The sequence below is a fragment of the Rhodococcus sp. ACPA1 genome (assembly GCF_002300195.1).
GTDB lineage: Bacteria > Actinomycetota > Actinomycetes > Mycobacteriales > Mycobacteriaceae > Rhodococcus_F > Rhodococcus_F opacus.
Genome location: NZ_NSDX01000003.1, coordinates 623,914 through 640,399, shown reverse-complemented (window position 1 = coordinate 640,399; position 16,486 = coordinate 623,914). Strand labels below are relative to the sequence as shown.

Genomic DNA, 16,486 nt, shown 5'->3' with positions numbered 1-16,486 from the left:
TTGCCACTCACGTGCGGGCGAGGATCTCGGCGATCACGACCGACGCCGGCCCGGACGTGCCGACCGATCCCTGCTCGACGAGGAGGCAGTCACCGGCGTCGACGGGTCCGAGGTCGGTCGTCAGTCGTCCGTCCAGGACCAGTACGAGGACGGCCACCCGACCGTCGGCGGCCACCTCGTGGTCGGGCCCGAATTCGACGACGTCCACCGCGGCGGCGGTCGTGGATCGGTGGACCATGACGTTGAACGCCTCGGTCGGCCCTGCCGCCGCACAGATGGGACCGCGTTCACCGGCGAACGGCGTCGGACGGAGGCGCCGAATCTCGGTCGGGGCACCGCCGAAGTCGAGGGACACCGGGTGGTCGCCGATCACCGTGAAGATGCGGTCCACCTCGGGGAACGGCGAGAACGTCGAACTCCCGTCGAGCGTCGCGACGCTGAACCGCCACCGGGACGCGGCACCGGTGGCAATCTCCGCGGTCGTCCCCGCACCGTTCGCCCACGGGGTGTTCCGGCGATCCGAGCGCCGGATGATGCGGGCCTCGCGAACTGCAGTCACAGATTCTCCTCACGCAGACTGTCTACTGTCACGATACGTTGTTTATCAACAAATAGGTACATCAATCCTTTACGCATTCGTCACGCGGCGCACTATTTTCGCAATCTCCACTTTGGTTCACTGACGATAGACATTGATTCCCAACGGCGGACGCTACATGTGTCCTGCCATCCTCGATCAAGGTGGACGACTATGAACGAAGCAGTCGCTGCGGCCGATACCGCCTGGATTCTGGCGGCCTTCACGGCAGTGAGCCTCATGGTGCCCGGTCTGGCCATGTTCTACGGCGGAATGGTCAGCGTACGCAACACCCTCAACATGGCCATGATGACGTTCGGCGCGTTCGCCGTCGTCGGCGTGCTGTGGATCGTGTTCGGCTACTCCGCCGTGCTGGGTAACTCCCTCGGCGGTCTCGGCGTCCTGGGCGACCCCCTCGAGTACTTCGGCTCCAGCTCGTTGCTGGAGGCCCCCGCCGAACCCGGACTGCCGCCCGCGCTGGTCTCCGGGTTCCAGCTGTTGTTCGCCGGCATCACCGTCGCGCTCATCTCCGGAGCGCTGGCCGACCGGATGAAGTTCGGTGCCTGGATGGTGTTCGCCGGACTGTGGGCCACGTTCGTCTACTTCCCGGTCGCCCACTGGGTCTTCGCGTTCGACTCCGAGGACGGGTCGGTGATCGGTGGATGGATCGCAAACACCCTCGGCGCCGTCGACTTCGCCGGCGGCACGGCCGTGCACATCAATGCCGGCGTTGCAGCTCTCGCGGTCGTCCTGGTCCTCGGGGCCCGCAAGACGTTCCCCGTCTCGCCGCGCCCGCACAGCCTTCCCCTGACCATGCTCGGCGCAGGAATCCTGTTCTTCGGTTGGTTCGGGTTCAACGGAGGCTCGGCCCTCTCCGCCGGAAACAGTGCGTCCGTCGTCATCCTCAACACGGTCGCCGCGTCGTGTGCCGGCATCTGCGCCTGGCTGGTGGTCGAGAAACTGCGCGAAGGCCACGCCACGTCGCTGGGCGCCGCATCGGGCCTGATCGCGGCACTGGTCGCCATCACGCCGGCCTGTGGCGCCGTCTCACCCCTCGGCGCGCTCGTCGTGGGAGGCGCAGCCGGCGCGGTCTGCTGCTTCGCGGTCTCCTGGAAGTACCGGCTCGGCTACGACGACGCACTCGACGTCGTCGGCGTGCACCTGGTCGGCGGCATCCTCGGTACCGTTCTGATTGGCTTCCTCGCGGATCCGGCCGCTCCCAGTGGCGCGACGGGACTCTTCTACGGCGGCGGCGTCGACGTGCTGTGGCGCCAATGTGTCGCCGTGGCAGCCGTTCTCGCGTACTCCTTCGTGGTCACGCTGGTGATCGCCCTGGCACTGAAGAAGTTCATGGGCATCCGGGCCGACCAGGACAGCGAATACGACGGCCTCGACGTGGCCGTTCACGGCGAGACGGCGTACGTGCTCGACGCCGTCGGCCTCACCGGTGCCTCGAAGCACGGCGCCGACGCGGTGCTCGGGGCAGAAGCGATCACCACCAGGGCGGTGGACCCCGCCAAGGCTTGATCCAGCGTCCGACACGGACAGTGGCCCTGCCCCGCAGCACTCCGCGGGGCAGGGCCACTGCCGGTGTCCAGCTAGGTCAAGCTCTGAGCCAGATTCCGAAGCCTCGCGCTGTAGTTGTTCGGCTGAGCGGAAAGGAACTGGCTCAGCACGATCAGGTCGAATTCCTCCATTGCGGCCGAATCGGCAGTAATGGAGGCATGATTCGCCACTTCGTGCTCCAGAAGTTCGACTGCCTCCCGCCACCCGCGGACTGCGGGGCTTTCCAGTTCCATCCGAGTCTCGAATCGCAGGGGTTCACTCAGTGGAGTCCCGAGAATCTCCTGCAAGTGCTCCTCGAGGCTTCGGCGCGCGAGTCGGATGATCAGCTGAGTCTGCCCTTCGTGCCACTGCATGGTTGCCGGGCGGCCCGGCTGCAGAATCGACGCGACCGACATCGTCGAATCGAACTCCTCTGCGCCAGAGGTGATTCGGGCCGTACCCGACAGAGGGATCTGAACGACGTAGAAATCGCCGGGATCGTTCGGGTTCATCCGCGCATCGGTCCCGTAGTCGAAATAGTAGAGGCCGATCGTGCCCGCGGTGGCCAGGTGAACCGGCTCGAGGCGGTCGAAGGGCAGCGCGGCCTTGCCTTCGGACGCTATCTGAACTGTCGTTATCACGGTAACCACGACCTTTCGAACCATCCGCCACTCTACGCGCCGGCGCGGGGGCGAAGGAAGGTCGAAATCCCGATTCTGCCGTCAGTCCTCGTGATGGTCCGGGTACGCCGTGACGGCGAGGAACCGGATGGGCAACCGCACGAGGTCGTTGGGACCGTGCAGACCTTCGCCGTCGAGCAGCAGTGAATCACCCGGCCGCAGTGTGTACTCGGCTTCACCGTGCCCGTAGACCATGACGCCTTCGAGCATGTAGAGCAGTTCGGTGCCGGCGTGCTGGAAGAGCGGAAACGTCTCGCTGGAGTCGGTGAGCGTGACCAGCACGGGTTCGAGCCGCTTGTGCTGCCCGCGCAGGGCGCCGAGAAGTTCGTAGTGATGCCCCACCCGGGTGCCCCGTCCGACGATGACCGCACCGTGGCCCGCCTCGACGTACACGGCGTCGCGTGCGGTGTCGGCACCCCGGAACAGGGAGGTCACGGGCACGTCGAGTCCTGCCGCCAGACGCGCCAGCGTCGACAAACTGCACGAGGTCTGCGAGTTCTCGATCTTGGACAGCATGGCCTTCGAGATTCCGACTTTGGCCGCCATGTCCCCCACTGAGAGTCCACTGGCTTTGCGGAGCGACCGGACCTGCCTGGCGATCACCTTCTCGAGATCGGGCCCGGTCGGCGTATCGGACGGCACCTCACGCTCGACGGGCGCTGGGTCTCCCGTGTCGCGGTGGACCTCGGTCTCGGGTCGAGTGGTCACGTCCGCATCGTAACAGCGCCGTTTACTGTCAGGAAACCGCGACTCACTACACCGGACGGCGAATCGGTGCGCATACGAGCAACAACCATGCGCATGCGTGCAAGACGACGCCGCGCCTCCGCCCGCATGCTTGTGACAGCCATCACAACATCACCGGGAGAGTTGACGCCATGACCGCAGTACACGAGAACGTCAGTGCCACAGGACTTCCTGATGGAACCGCGACCGAGTTGTTCATCGGCGGGCAGTGGCGCGCGGCGTCGGACGGCGGGACGTTCACGGATCTGAATCCGGCCACCGCTCGCCCCCTCGCCCAGATCGCGTCCGGCACCGCCCAGGACATCGACGACGCGGTCCGGGCCGCCCGCACGCAGCTGAACGGTGAATGGGGTTCACTGCCCGGCGCCGCCCGCGGACGAATCCTGAACAAGATCGCCGACCTGATCGAACGCGACGGCGAACTCCTGGCCCGACTCGAGGCCCTCGACGTCGGCAAGCCCGTCGGCCAGCCCACCATGCTCGACATCCCGATGGCCGCGGGCACGTTCCGTCACTTCGCCGGCTGGGCCGACAAGATCACCGGCCAGTCCATCCCGACCGCCGGCTACTTCGGCCAGCCCACCCACTCGTACACCGTCCGCGAACCGGTCGGCGTGATCGGCGCGATCGTCCCGTGGAACACCCCACTGATGATCTCGGCGTGGAAGATCGCCCCCGCGCTCGCCGCCGGGAACACCCTGGTGGTGAAGCCGCCGGAGGACGCACCGCTGTCGATCCTGCACCTCGCGAGTCTCCTGGTGGAGGCCGGACTGCCCGCAGGCACCGTCAACATCGTGCCCGGACTGGGCGAGGTCGCCGGCGACGCGCTCGCGGCCCACCCCGGTATCGACAAGATCAGCTTCACCGGCAGCCCCCGCGTCGGCCGGATCATCGCCAAGCGCGCCGCCGACACGTTCAAGCGGACCACCCTCGAACTCGGCGGCAAGTCACCGCAGATCATCCTTCCCGACGCCGACCTCGAGGCTGCCCTGAACGGCACCGCGATGGGGCTGTTCTTCAACCAGGGCGAGGTCTGCGCCGCGGGCACGCGCATCCTGGTGCACCGGTCGCTGTACTCGCAGGTGGTCGACGGTCTCGCCGCCGCCGCGTCCGCCCAGGTCCTCGGCGACCCGTTCGATCCCGCCACCACCATGGGAGCCCTGGTCAACGCCAAGCAGCGCGACGCCGTCCTCGGCTACATCGAGGCCGGACGCAGCGAGGGCGCACGCGTCGTCGCCGGCGGTGGCCGCCCGGACCTGGACGGGTTCTTCGTCCAGCCGACCATCTTCGCCGACGCGAACAACGACATGAAGATCGCGAAGGAAGAGATCTTCGGCCCCGTCGGGACCGTCATCCCGTTCGACACCACCGACGAAGCGATCGCGATCGCCAACGCCACCGACTACGGGCTGGCCGCGACCATCTGGACGCGCGACGTGTCGCACGCCCACACTCTCGCCGGCAAGGTCCGTGCCGGAGCGGTCGGGGTGAACGGCTGGGCACCGATCGACCCCGCCCTGCCGTGGGGCGGCATGAAGACCAGCGGCACCGGCCGCGAACTCGGCTGGGCCGGAATCGAAGCCAACACCGAGGAGAAGGTCGTCACGATCGTCCTCTGATCCCCACCGCATCGACGTCGTCGGACAGGAGCAGGACTTATGAAGACCCAGGCAGCAGTGCTGTGGGAGCCCGGTCAGCCGTGGCAGATCGAAGAACTGGAACTCGACCCGCCGAAGCACGGTGAAGTGCTGCTGCAGTTGGCGGCGTCGGGGATGTGCCACTCGGACGAGCATGTCCGGGACGGCAGCGTGCCGCTCGAGTACTACCCGTTCATCGGTGGCCACGAGGGCGCCGGAGTCGTGCTCGAGGTCGGGCCCGGTGTCACCAGCGTCGAGAAGGGCGATCACGTCGCTCTCGGATTCATCCCCGCGTGCGGCCGGTGCCGGCAGTGCGCGACCGGCCAGTCCAGCATCTGCGACCTGGGAGCCCACCTGCTCGAGGGCTGGCAGATCTCGGACGGCACGGCGCGGCATCACGTTCGCGGCAAGGACGCCGCCATCCAGTGCCTGATCGGGACGTTCTCGCCGTACACCGTGGTCAACGAGGCGTCGTGCGTCAAGATCACGAAGGACATTCCCCTCGACAAGGCGGCGCTGGTCGGCTGTGGTGTCACGACCGGCTGGGGGTCGTCGGTGTACGCGGCCGGCGTCCAGGCCGGTGAGACCGTCGTCGTGATCGGCATGGGCGGCGTCGGGTGCGGGGCGGTCCAGGGCGCAGCGCTCGCCGGGGCCCGGCACGTCGTGGTCGTCGACCCGTCGGAATTCAAGCGGGAGCAGGCCAAGATCTTCGGCGCGACCCACACCGCGGCGAGCATCGACGAGGCGCTGCCGCTCCTCCAGGATCTGACGTGGGGCCAGCTCGCCGACAAGGTGCTCATCACCGTCGCGAACGCGAGTGGCCGCATCATCGCGCCGGCGATGAGCCTGGTGGCCAAGGGCGGCACCTGCGTCCACGTGTCGGTCGGCGACATCACACAGAACGACGTCGACCTGAATCTGTTCGATCTGACGGCGATGCGCAAGACGCTCAAGGGCGCGTGGTTCGGCAACGCGAACATCCGGTTCGACATCCCCCATCTGCTCCGCCTGTACATGGAGGGTCAGCTGAAGCTCGACGAGATGATCACGAGGACATACACACTCGATCGGATCAACGACGGCTACGAGGCGATGCGGAAGGCCGAGAACGTCCGCGGCGTCATCATGTACTCGTAGATCGGCACGGCCGGGAGCGGTAGGGCGATGCACGCTCCGCCGCTCCCGGCATGGTTCCCTGTCCCCATGCCGTACGTGTTCCTGATTGCCGCGATCGCCGCCGAGGTATTCGGAACGAGCCTGTTGAAGTCCACCGAGGGCTTCACGAAGCTCTGGCCGACGGTCGGGTGCCTCACCGGGTACATTCTCGCGTTCGTGTTCCTGTCGCAGGCGGTCAAGACGGTGCCGGTCGGCATCGCCTACGCCATGTGGTCGGGGCTCGGGACGGCGGCGATCGTCGCGATCGGCGCGGCGTTTCTCGGCGAGCCGCTGACCGCGACGAAGGTCTTCGGCCTGGGTCTCGTCGTCTCGGGAGTGGTCGTTCTCAATCTCGGCGGAGCTCATTGATACCGTGGTCGCATGATCGCTGGTGGGGCAGGTACGCGTCGTGCCTAAGCTCGTGGATCACGACGAGCGTCGGCGCAGCATCACCGCCGCCGCCTGGCGGCTGATCGCCGCCCGCGGTATCGACGCCGCCAACATGCGCGACATCGCCACCGAGGCCGGCTACACCAACGGCGCCCTGAGTCACTACTTCGCCGGCAAGGACGAGATCCTCCGGACGTCGTACGAGCACATCTCCGAGGCCACCGACCGCCGGATCGCGGAGGCGCTCGGCGACGCGACCGGGCTCGACGCGCTGCGCATCCTGTGCCGCGAAGTGATGCCGATCAACGAGGAGCAACTCCTCGAGGCCCGGATCGCCGCCTCGCTGTGGCCGCGGGCCATGTACGACGAGCAGATGGCCGCCACCAACCGCCGGACGATGGACAATTGGCGCGAGCAGATGGCCGTCTTCCTCGATCAGGCGCGCGAGGACGGCACCGTTGGCGACATCGACGTCAGCATCGTGGTCGAGCAACTTCTGAACATGATGATGGGCATGCAGATTCTGGGTGTCCTCACGCCGGGCGAAACGTCGGCGGCACGTCAGCTGGAGATGCTCGAGCAGTTCTTCGCCGCGCTCTGAGCCGTCAGCGGCTCCACCAAAAACCTTGCCCCGGAATCTGTTAACGCGGCATTATTGACCGAACGGTCAGTATGTTCGGGCGCGAAACTCACTGTTTACACGAGGGCACCTCGGCTGTAACGTACGTCACTAAGCTTTTTATTCAACATCCGTAGAACCAAAGGATCGCGACATGCCCACCCTTTCCCCTGCGCGTATCGACCACCCGCTGTCGCTGCCGACCGTCGAAGAAATCGCCTCCCTCCGCGAGATCCTCGAGGCCGCCGACGCGCTGACCGAGCAGACGAGATTCGTCTACGTCGGCCTCGAGGAACCGGACAAGTCGACGCTGTACACGGCTGAGTCCCCGGAGACCGATCGCCGATTCCGCGTTCTGCTGCACGACATCTCGTCGCCGAACGCGGTGGACGTCGTGGTGTCCGTGACCCAGCGGTCGGTGATCAGCTCGGTGACCCTCGACGCCGCCCGCGACGGTCAGATGCCCGTCCTGGACGAGGAGTTCGAGCTCGTCGAGCAGGTACTGGCCGCCGACGAACGCTGGCTCGCCGCGCTCGCCGCCCGCGGACTCGACGTCGCCGACGTCCGGGTCGCTCCCCTCTCGGCGGGTGTCTTCGACTACCCCGGCGAGACGGGCACCCGGATCCTCCGGGGGCTCGCGTTCCGCCAGGACCACCCGAAGGACCATGCCTGGGCCCACCCGATCGACGGGCTCGTCGGATTCGTCGACGTCATGAACCGGACCGTCACCGATGTTCTCGACCTCGGCGCCGTCCCGATCCCCGAGGAGTCGGGCAACTTCGACGATCTCGCCGTCACCGGCCCCCTGCGCACCACCCAGAAGCCCATCGAGATCACCCAGCCCGAGGGACCCAGCTTCGTCGTCGACGGCAACCACGTCGATTGGGAGAAGTGGTCCTTCCGCGTCGGTTTCGACGCCCGTGAGGGTCTCGTCCTCCATCAGCTCGGATTCGCCGACGGTGACCGGGTCCGCCCGATCATCCACCGCGCGTCCATCGCCGAGATGGTGGTGCCGTACGGCGATCCCTCGCCGGTCCGGTCGTGGCAGAACTACTTCGACACCGGCGAGTACATGGTGGGCCGCTACGCGAACGCCCTCGAACTCGGCTGCGACTGCGTCGGCGACATCACCTACTTCGACGCCGTGATCGCCGACGAGTTCGGCACCCCCAAGACGCTGAAGAACGCCGTGTGCATGCACGAGGAGGACTTCGGCGTGCTGTGGAAGCACACCGACCTGTGGGCCGGCTCCGCCGAGACTCGCCGCCAGCGCCGTCTCGTCATCTCGTTCTTCACCACGATCGGCAACTACGACTACGGATTCTTCTGGTACCTGTACCTCGACGGCACCATCGAGTTCGAGGTCAAGGCCACCGGCATCGTCTTCACGTCGGGTCACCCGGGCGGCGACTACCCGTACGCCTCGGAGATCGCCCCCGGCCTCGGCGCCCCGTACCACCAGCACCTGTTCAGCGCCCGCCTCGACATGATGATCGACGGCGACCGCAACTCCGTCGAGGAAGTACAGACCAAGCGGGTGAAGATGGGCCCCGGGAACCTGCACGGAAACGCATTCACCCTCGAGCGCACGCCGCTGACGAAGGAATCCGAGGCGCAGCGCCTCGCGGACAACAGCGTCGGACGCGTGTGGCACATCAGCAACCCCAACAAGCTGAATCGTCTGGGCAAGCCGGTGGCGTACGCACTCCACCCGGAGGGGCAGCCGATCCTGCTGGCCGACGACGACTCCTCGATCGCGGCGCGGGCGACGTTCGCCACCAAGCACCTGTGGGTAACCCAGTTCGACGAGAAAGAGCGTTACGCAGCAGGGGATTTCGTGAACCAGCACGCGGGTGGCGCCGGTCTGCCCAGCTTCGTGGCCGGCGATCGGGATCTGGAGAACGAAGACGTCGTCGTCTGGCACACGTTCGGCCTCACCCACTTCCCGCGACCGGAGGACTGGCCGATCATGCCCGTCGATTACACCGGCTTCACGTTGAAGCCCAACGGCTTCTTCGACCGCAACCCCGCTCTCGACGTTCCCCGCACGACGTCGAAGCACTGCGCGACCGGAGGCGGCAGCTGCCACGCGGACGGGGGAACAGATGTCTGACACCACCACGGGTTCGGGAGCCGGCAAGTTACGCGGATCCATCGGCGTCGTCGGGATCGTCTTCCTCGTCATCGCTGCCGCCGCGCCGCTGACCGCGATCGGCGGTGCTCTGCCCGTCATGATCGCGATCGGCAACGGCGCGGGCGCCCCGACCGCCTATCTCATCGCCGCACTGGTCCTGCTCGTCTTCAGCGTCGGTTACGCGGCCATGAGCAGCCACATGGTCGACACCGGCGCCTTCTACGCCTACGTCGCCAAGGGGCTGGGCGAATCCTGCGGGCTCGGGGCCGCCGGCCTCGCACTTCTGACCTACACGGCCATCCAGGCCGCCGTGTACGGTCTGGCGGCCGCGACGATTCAGGGCCTCGTGGTCCAGTACGGCGGACCCGACCTGCCGTGGTGGATGTGGGCGCTCGTGCTCATCGCACTCGTGGCCGTGCTCGGATACCGCAGCATCGACCTCGGCGCCAAGGTCCTCGGGGTTCTCCTCGTGCTCGAGATCGGCATCATCCTGGCGCTGTCGTTCGGCGTGCTGGTGCGGGGCGGGGCCGCGGGTATCGACTTCGCGTCGTTCACCCCGACGTCGTTCTTCAGCGGATCCCCCGGTGTCGCATTGATGTTCGCTATCGCGTCGTTCATCGGATTCGAGGCGACCGCGATCTACGGCGAGGAGGCCCGCAACCCCCGGCGCACGATTCCGATCGCGACGTACGCCGCCGTGATCGTCATCGGACTGGTGTACGCGCTGGCGAGCTGGGCCGTGGTGCTCGCGTTCGGCAGCGACGACGTCTCCGCCGCAGCCGCCGCTGACCCTGCCGGTCTGACGTTCGCCGCCGCCGCGCAGTTCCTGGGCGGACCCGCGGCCGACGTCATGGCAATCATGCTCGTCACCAGCCTGTTCGCCGCGCTCCTCGCCTTCCACAACGCCATCTCCCGGTACGTGTTCGCCCTGGCCCGCAAGGGCGCGGCTCCGCGCGCACTGTCCCGCACCCACACCAAGCACGGTTCCCCGCATATCGGCTCGGTCGCCCAGACGATCTCCGCGACGGTGGTCGTGGGGGTGTTCGCCCTCGTCGGCGCGGACCCGGTGCTGGAACTGTTCACCTGGATGGCGGGTCTGGCCACCGTGAGCATCCTGGTGCTGATGGTGCTCACCAGCGTCGCGATCATCGCCTTCTTCGCCCGCACCCGGCTGGATACCCGGCTCTGGCACACGCGCATCGCTCCGGTGCTCGGATGCGTGGGTCTGGTGGCCGTCACCGGGCTGGTGCTCGACAACTTCACCACGCTGATCGGCGGTTCGGAACTGCTCGCGGACATCCTGCTGGCAGTGATCGCTCTGTTCTTCGTCGCCGGACTGGTCGTCGCCCGGGTCACCCGGCAGAGCCGGGCGGACGTCGGGCAGCGTCGCGAACTCACCCCCACGATCTGAGTTCGACGATGTTCGAGATCCCTGCCGTGCACGCGGCGATGCTCGTCGGAGCGGTCGGGGCCGTCGTGCCGATGTGGCGGGCGCACGGAACGGACTGCCGGGTGCGGATCGCGCACGGTGCGATGGCGGTGTCCATGGTCGCGATGATGATCCCCGGCGTGCCGGCGGGGATTCACCTGCTCGAGGGTGCCGTCCTCATCGCCCTCGCCGTCTTCGTCACCGGTGAGACCATGCACCGCCGGACAGCCGTTCCCTGCGCGGTGGACCTCACCGCCATGGGGGTGCTGCTGCTCCTGGCCCCGACGTCCGCTCCCGCCTCGACGGCGTCGGCGCCGGCACCCTCGGGTCACCACCACGGTGGCGCAGGGATCTCGACGGGCTGGTTCCCCCTCGCTGTGCTCGTGTGCTGGGCACTGGTGACACTGCATCTCTTTCGCTCCACCCCGCGCCCCGAACACGGGTCCGGCGTCAAGACCGCGGCGACGGGATCCGCACTGATGATCCTGGGCATGGCTCCCATGGCCGTCTGACATCCTTCCCACCGACAGCAACCTGGAGGAACCGATGAGTTACGCCGATGCCGTCTACATCCACGGCAAGGTCTTCACCGTCGACGAGAACTTCACGATCGCCACCGCCCTCGCGGTGCGTGACGGACTCGTCCACGCGGTGGGCAGCGATGCGGAGATCGAAACCCTGATCGGACCGCACACCGTGGTCACGGACCTCGGTGGGAAGACGATCCTCCCGGGAATCAACGATTCGCACCTGCACGCCATCGCCTACGGGCTCGACACTCCGCCGCTGTCGCTGGATGTGTCGTTCCCTGCTGTCCGGTCGATCGCGGACGTCCGTGAACTCGTGCGGGAGGCCGCCGCGGCGGCCGAGGACGGCGAGTGGATCATCGGAACCGGCTGGGACGACGGGTATCTCGACGAGTGTCTCGCCGAGGCCGGTCGCACGCCGACCCGCTGGGACCTCGACGAGGTGTCCCCGAACAATCCCGTGTTCCTGCAGGACTTCTCGCGGCACACGTCGTGGGTGAACACCGCGGCGCTCGCGCTCGCCGGGGTGGACGAGACCACCCCGTTGCCGCCGGGCAGCCTCATGCCCGTCGGCGAGGACGGCCTGCTGACCGGCATCGTCATGGAGGGTGCGCAGGCCCTCGTGCAGCGTGTTCTCCCGGCCCTCACCCGGGAACGCCGGGAGGAGGCACTTCGCTCGGCGGTCTCGATCCTGCAGAGCGAGGGCATCACCAGCTTCACCGATCCCGCGATCGGCCCCGGCGGCGAGGCCCTCGCCGGTGGCGCGATGGGCGCCGAGGGACTCGCGGTGTATGCCGACCTCGCCCGCCGCGGCGAACTGGGCGCCCGCGTCAACCTTCTCCTCCTGCCTACCGGAATGTCCGGATCGGCTGAGGATTTCGGACGCAACCTCGCCGAAATCGACGTTCCGGAATCGGTGGATCCGCGGATGTTCCGGGTACTCGGAGTGAAGGTGTTCGCCGACGGCATCCCGCCGAGCAAGACCGCGTGGATGCACGAGGAGTACGTCGGCGGCGGCTGCGGCTCACTCTGCGTCGGCGGCGACACCGACGAACGTCAGGTGTACGAGGTGACCGAGATGGTCCGCATCGGCCACGAGGCCGGCTACCAGATCGGTGTGCATGTCACCGGTGACCGTGCCATCGACACCGTCGCCGACGCGATCGTCGCCGCGCAGAATGCGCACCCCCGCGAGGATGCCCGGCACTACCTGATCCACGGCGACTTCATCAGCGAAGCCACCCTGAAGCGCCTGGCCGAGAACGGCATCGGCGTCAACATGAACCCGACGATCAAGTGGACGATCGCCGACTTGGAGGTCGGGGTAGTCGGGACCGAACGAGCCGCCTACGAATGGCCGTATCGCAGCGCCGTCGAATCCGGGGTGCACCTGATGAGCAGTTCCGATGCACCGGTCACACCGCCCGATTGGCGCCAGGGCATCTCGACGATGATCCTGCGCGAGAGCAAGGCCAGCGGCGCGGTGAGCGGGCCCGACCAGTGCATCGGGCTCGCCGACGCGATCCGCACGTACACGATCAACGCGGCCTGGCAGGACTTCGCCGAGGACTGGAAGGGATCCCTCGAGGTCGGCAAGGTGGCCGACCTGTGCATCCTCGACGGCGACCTCGAGACCATCGACCCGCACGACATTCCGGCAATGCAGGTCGTCTCCACCGTGCTGGGCGGGGAGGTCGTGTTCCAGCGCGTCGCCGAAAGCGTCGCGTAAGTCCGGTACCGATACGTCGGAACAGCCGGTTCGCCGCTCGGTCGGCGAACCGGCTGTTGGACGTCTATCCGATCCGTCGATTCACTGAGCCCATGCCGCCTCGGCGATCCAGTACTCGCTTCCGTCGGCGCTGATTCCGCGTTGCCAGTCGGTGGTCCGTCTCAGGTTCGGCTCGACACGCGCGGTAGCCGCGTCGGCGCCGTCCGGTCCGTCCTCGCGGGTCTGCCAATGGACCCAGTTCACTTCGTTGCCGTCCTCGTCGTGCACGAAGAGGTCGACGTGGTGCCACCCGTAGCGGTGGGTGTCGGCGTAACAGGTCAGGAATGTCCGGTGATGGTGCGAATAGTCCACGAGGTACCTCCGGGCCGCGGTGGTGTTTCCCACCACGCTAGAACCGGATCGTGCCCAACGGAATCCAAGAAACCTTTACCCGCGTGAGGGTCGGCCGCTCAGCGGTTCGGATCGGCGGGCAACGTGAACGTGAAGACGGCCCCGTGCGGATCGTTCTCGCGCGCGGTGAGTGTCCCACCCTGGCGAGTGATGATGCGGTGGCTCAGTGCGAGCCCGATACCAAGGCCCGTGGACTTCGACGTGAACGCGCCGTCGAAGATTCGGCCGTCCGGGATGTGCGAGAGCCCCTTGCCGTGGTCCTCGACGCTCACGACGCCCTCCGTCGCGGTAACGTCGGTGCGTACCGTCACGATGCGGTCGGCCGCCGGCCATTCCGCCATCTCGTCGATGGCGTTGAAACACAGATTCAGGATGACCTGCCCGGTGAGCACACGTTCGCACACGACGGCAACCGTGTCGTGCGCACGGAGGTACTCGACGTGAACTCCCTTCTGCCGCGCACGAATGTCGATGAAATACGCGCATTCGTCGACGATGTCGTTGAGATCGACGATCTGCTGGGACTCCTCGAGTTGCGTCACGTATTCACGCAGACTCCGGACGATCTGATTGGCCCGGTCGATCTGCTTGCGCGCCTCCCCCAGGCCCCAGCTCACCTCGTCGTGACCGCTCCGGCCGTCGTCGAGGCGGCTCTGCGTTCCGGCGATGAAATTGGTGGCGGCCGCGAGCGGCTGGGCCAACTCGTGAGCGATGGCCATGGCCATGTCGCCCATCGCGTTGTAGCGGGCCAGGTAATTGAGGTACTGCGAGTCCCGTTCGTGCTCCTGCTCGGTGCGGACGTGTTCGGTGACGTCGTGGAAGAGCAGGAGGTGGCCGCTCAGATCGTTCTCGATACCGATGTGCTGGCAGCTTCCCGCATGCCACCGGCGCTCCTCGGCTGACAGTTCCACCTCGTAGCGCAGGCTCTGGGAGCCCCCGTCGGCGGTTGTCAGTTCCAGGGCGCGGCGCACGCTCTCCCGTGACTGCCCCGCCCGGCAGAACTCCGTGAAGCGTTCGCCGACAAGCGATGCCACCGAAACTTTCAGGAGCTGCGACGCCGCCTCACTCGCGTACGTGATACGGCTGTCGTCGTCCAGGACGAGGATTCCTTCGGCCATGTTCCGCAGGAAGGCGGCCAGGCGGGCCTCGGTGCGGGTGAGGTCGGCCTCGGTGCGGGTGAGGTCGCGACGCATCGACGTTTCCTGCTCGATGTCGCGGAACTGCACCATCACCACGGTCCGGGCGCTCAACTCGACCCGGATCGCGATCGCCTCCGTCAGGACTTCTCGCCCGCTCTTCGCACGATACGTCCATTCGATGACCGCCGCCCCGTTGACGACAGCCTCCTGCAGCCACCGCCGTCCCACCGAACGGCGGTACCGCTTCGCCGGGGAACTCATATCGGGCGCCTTGAGCGGTTTGAGTTCCTCGACCGTGAACTCGAGCAGTTCCGACGCAGCCCGGTTCGCCCAGAGGATGTCCTTGGTGGCCGCATCGTGGACCAGGACGCAGTAGCGAAGGGACTCGACGAGTCGTTCGTAGTCGGACGGCGCGAGATCGGACAATGCGGCCTCCTTCGGCTCATCTCGAGTCTACTGAGCGGACGGACCGCGGACACGATAGGGAAATCCTTTACTCCGAGGCGACATCTCTGCACGTCCGCGGGAGGAAGCCCCGATTGAGTGATGCCCGCCACCGCAATAGCGTGAATTCGACACGAAAAACGCCACACCCCTTCTACTTCGCGTCGATCGGAGTATTTGATGACCAACGCACCGACCCTCGACACGACGGACACCGCCGCGAACGGGACGCTGTCGTTCGAGGACGTCCTCGAGCACGTCGCATTGCGGCGGGAAGAGTTCGCTCGCCAGAAGTTCGTGCCTCGCGACATGATCGACGAGTTCAAGCAGATCGGCATCTACCGCGCGGCGACCCCCCGCCGGTTCGGTGGCGACGCACTGCCCCCGAGCGAGTTTCTGCGGATGATCGAACGAATCTCCGCGGTGGATGCGTCGGCGGGCTGGGTTGCGAGCTTCGGTTCCGCGCTCGTCTACCTGGCGGCACTGCCCCTCGCGACGCAGGCGGAGTTGTACAAGGACAGCCCGGACCTCGTCTTCGCCGGCGGATTGTTCCCGGTCCAACCCGCCGAGCAGGTGCCGGGTGGTCTGAAGATCACCGGGCAGTGGAAGTTCGCCAGCGGATGCAAGGGCGCCGACATTCTCGGTGTCGGAATCCGCGGCGGCGACTCCACAGCCGGAAAACCCCGCACCGCACTGCTGTGGCCGAAGGACGTCGAGATCGTCGAGAACTGGGACGTGGTCGGTCTGTCGGGTACCGGAAGCCACGAACTGAAGGTCGACGGCGTCGTCGTACCCGAGGATTGGACGTTCATCCGGGGCGGAACCCCGACCGTCGACGAACCCCTCTACCGCTACCCCTCCATCGCCTACGCCGCCCAGGTCCTGGCCGTCGTCAATCTCGGAGTCGGCCGCGCCGCGCTCGACTACGCGATCAAGGTCGGTGCGGGACGCACGGGAATCACCGGAGCGCCCAAGCTCGCCGATCGCGCCTACTACCGCATAGACCTGGCCAAGGCCGAGGCGACGCTGAGGTCCGCGCGTGCCTTCTTCTACGAGGTCACCGACGAGGCGTACGCCACTGTGGTCGCCGGCGATCCGGTCCCGGACAAGCTTGCGGCACTTCTTCGCCTGTCCTCGACGCACGTGGCCAAGGCGGGCGCTTCCGCCGTCCACACCGCATTCCAGTTGTCGGGGACCGGCGCGATCTACGACGGCAACGCGATGCAGCGGTACATGCGCGAGGCCCTGGTCCCGCCGCAGCACGCCTTCCTCGGCGACGGCATCTACGACAGCGCCGGTGCGGTGCTCATGGACATCCCGCCGTTCCCCGGCTTCATCTGACCA

Annotated in this window: 15 protein-coding genes; 10 read left to right on the top strand and 5 right to left on the bottom strand. The window is 66.9% G+C overall.

Annotation, left to right across the window (positions count from 1 at the left end; genetic code table 11):
- Window positions 1-7 precede the first annotated feature (7 nt).
- Complete coding sequence (locus CJ177_RS13475; RefSeq protein WP_061697902.1) at window positions 8-559, bottom strand: HutD family protein; 552 nt, start codon at window positions 557-559, stop codon at window positions 8-10.
- Window positions 560-751: 192 nt separating this feature from the next.
- Here CJ177_RS13475 and CJ177_RS13470 point away from each other — a divergent pair, with 192 nt between their 5' ends.
- Complete coding sequence (locus CJ177_RS13470) at window positions 752-2,104, top strand: ammonium transporter (RefSeq protein ID WP_005250824.1); 1,353 nt, start codon at window positions 752-754, stop codon at window positions 2,102-2,104.
- 71 nt (window positions 2,105-2,175) lie between these two features.
- Here CJ177_RS13470 and CJ177_RS13465 read toward each other — a convergent pair whose 3' ends face one another.
- Complete coding sequence (locus CJ177_RS13465) at window positions 2,176-2,787, bottom strand: transcriptional regulator (RefSeq protein WP_061697901.1); 612 nt, start codon at window positions 2,785-2,787, stop codon at window positions 2,176-2,178.
- Between the two features lie 57 nt (window positions 2,788-2,844).
- Window positions 2,845-3,510 (bottom strand): XRE family transcriptional regulator, encoded by a 666-nt coding sequence (locus tag CJ177_RS13460; protein WP_005255983.1) that lies wholly within the window; start codon window positions 3,508-3,510, stop codon window positions 2,845-2,847.
- A 170-nt stretch (window positions 3,511-3,680) separates the two neighbouring features.
- Between CJ177_RS13460 and styD the strand changes: the two genes are divergently transcribed.
- The 8 genes from styD to CJ177_RS13420 all read left to right on the top strand — a co-directional run bounded on the left by styD (window position 3,681) and on the right by CJ177_RS13420 (window position 13,169).
- On the top strand, window positions 3,681-5,168 hold the full coding sequence (gene styD / locus CJ177_RS13455; protein ID WP_095867902.1) for a phenylacetaldehyde dehydrogenase StyD: 1,488 nt from the start codon (window positions 3,681-3,683) through the stop codon (window positions 5,166-5,168).
- 39 nt (window positions 5,169-5,207) lie between these two features.
- Window positions 5,208-6,323, top strand: coding sequence for an NDMA-dependent alcohol dehydrogenase (locus tag CJ177_RS13450; protein WP_005250820.1), 1,116 nt, complete (start codon window positions 5,208-5,210; stop codon window positions 6,321-6,323).
- A 66-nt stretch (window positions 6,324-6,389) separates the two neighbouring features.
- On the top strand, window positions 6,390-6,710 hold the full coding sequence (locus CJ177_RS13445) for a multidrug efflux SMR transporter (RefSeq protein ID WP_005250819.1): 321 nt from the start codon (window positions 6,390-6,392) through the stop codon (window positions 6,708-6,710).
- A gap of 52 nt (window positions 6,711-6,762) precedes the next feature.
- Complete coding sequence (locus CJ177_RS13440; RefSeq protein ID WP_095868223.1) at window positions 6,763-7,332, top strand: TetR/AcrR family transcriptional regulator; 570 nt, start codon at window positions 6,763-6,765, stop codon at window positions 7,330-7,332.
- 172 nt (window positions 7,333-7,504) lie between these two features.
- Entirely contained in the window at window positions 7,505-9,463 is a 1,959-nt protein-coding gene (locus tag CJ177_RS13435) for a primary-amine oxidase (protein WP_005250817.1), read from the top strand.
- Entirely contained in the window at window positions 9,456-10,895 is a 1,440-nt protein-coding gene (locus CJ177_RS13430; protein WP_061046112.1) for an APC family permease, read from the top strand. Before CJ177_RS13435 ends, CJ177_RS13430 begins: the two co-directional genes overlap by 8 nt.
- Window positions 10,896-10,903: 8 nt before the next feature.
- Window positions 10,904-11,425, top strand: a complete 522-nt coding sequence (locus CJ177_RS13425; RefSeq protein WP_005250815.1) for a hypothetical protein — start codon at window positions 10,904-10,906, stop codon at window positions 11,423-11,425.
- Between the two features lie 34 nt (window positions 11,426-11,459).
- Window positions 11,460-13,169 (top strand): amidohydrolase, encoded by a 1,710-nt coding sequence (locus tag CJ177_RS13420; RefSeq protein WP_061046111.1) that lies wholly within the window; start codon window positions 11,460-11,462, stop codon window positions 13,167-13,169.
- An 81-nt stretch (window positions 13,170-13,250) separates the two neighbouring features.
- On the opposite strand, the gene CJ177_RS13415 is transcribed toward CJ177_RS13420, so the two are convergent.
- Window positions 13,251-13,520: a hypothetical protein gene (locus CJ177_RS13415; RefSeq protein WP_005250812.1), complete on the bottom strand. Its 270-nt coding sequence runs from the start codon at window positions 13,518-13,520 to the stop codon at window positions 13,251-13,253.
- 98 nt (window positions 13,521-13,618) lie between these two features.
- The gene (locus CJ177_RS13410; protein ID WP_005250809.1) at window positions 13,619-15,124 is read right to left on the bottom strand and encodes a PAS domain-containing sensor histidine kinase; all 1,506 of its coding nucleotides are present in this window, start codon (window positions 15,122-15,124) and stop codon (window positions 13,619-13,621) included.
- A 198-nt stretch (window positions 15,125-15,322) separates the two neighbouring features.
- On the opposite strand from CJ177_RS13410, the gene CJ177_RS13405 reads away from it, so the two are divergent.
- On the top strand, window positions 15,323-16,483 hold the full coding sequence (locus tag CJ177_RS13405) for an acyl-CoA dehydrogenase family protein (protein WP_037182472.1): 1,161 nt from the start codon (window positions 15,323-15,325) through the stop codon (window positions 16,481-16,483).
- The last annotated feature ends 3 nt before the right edge of the window (window positions 16,484-16,486 follow it).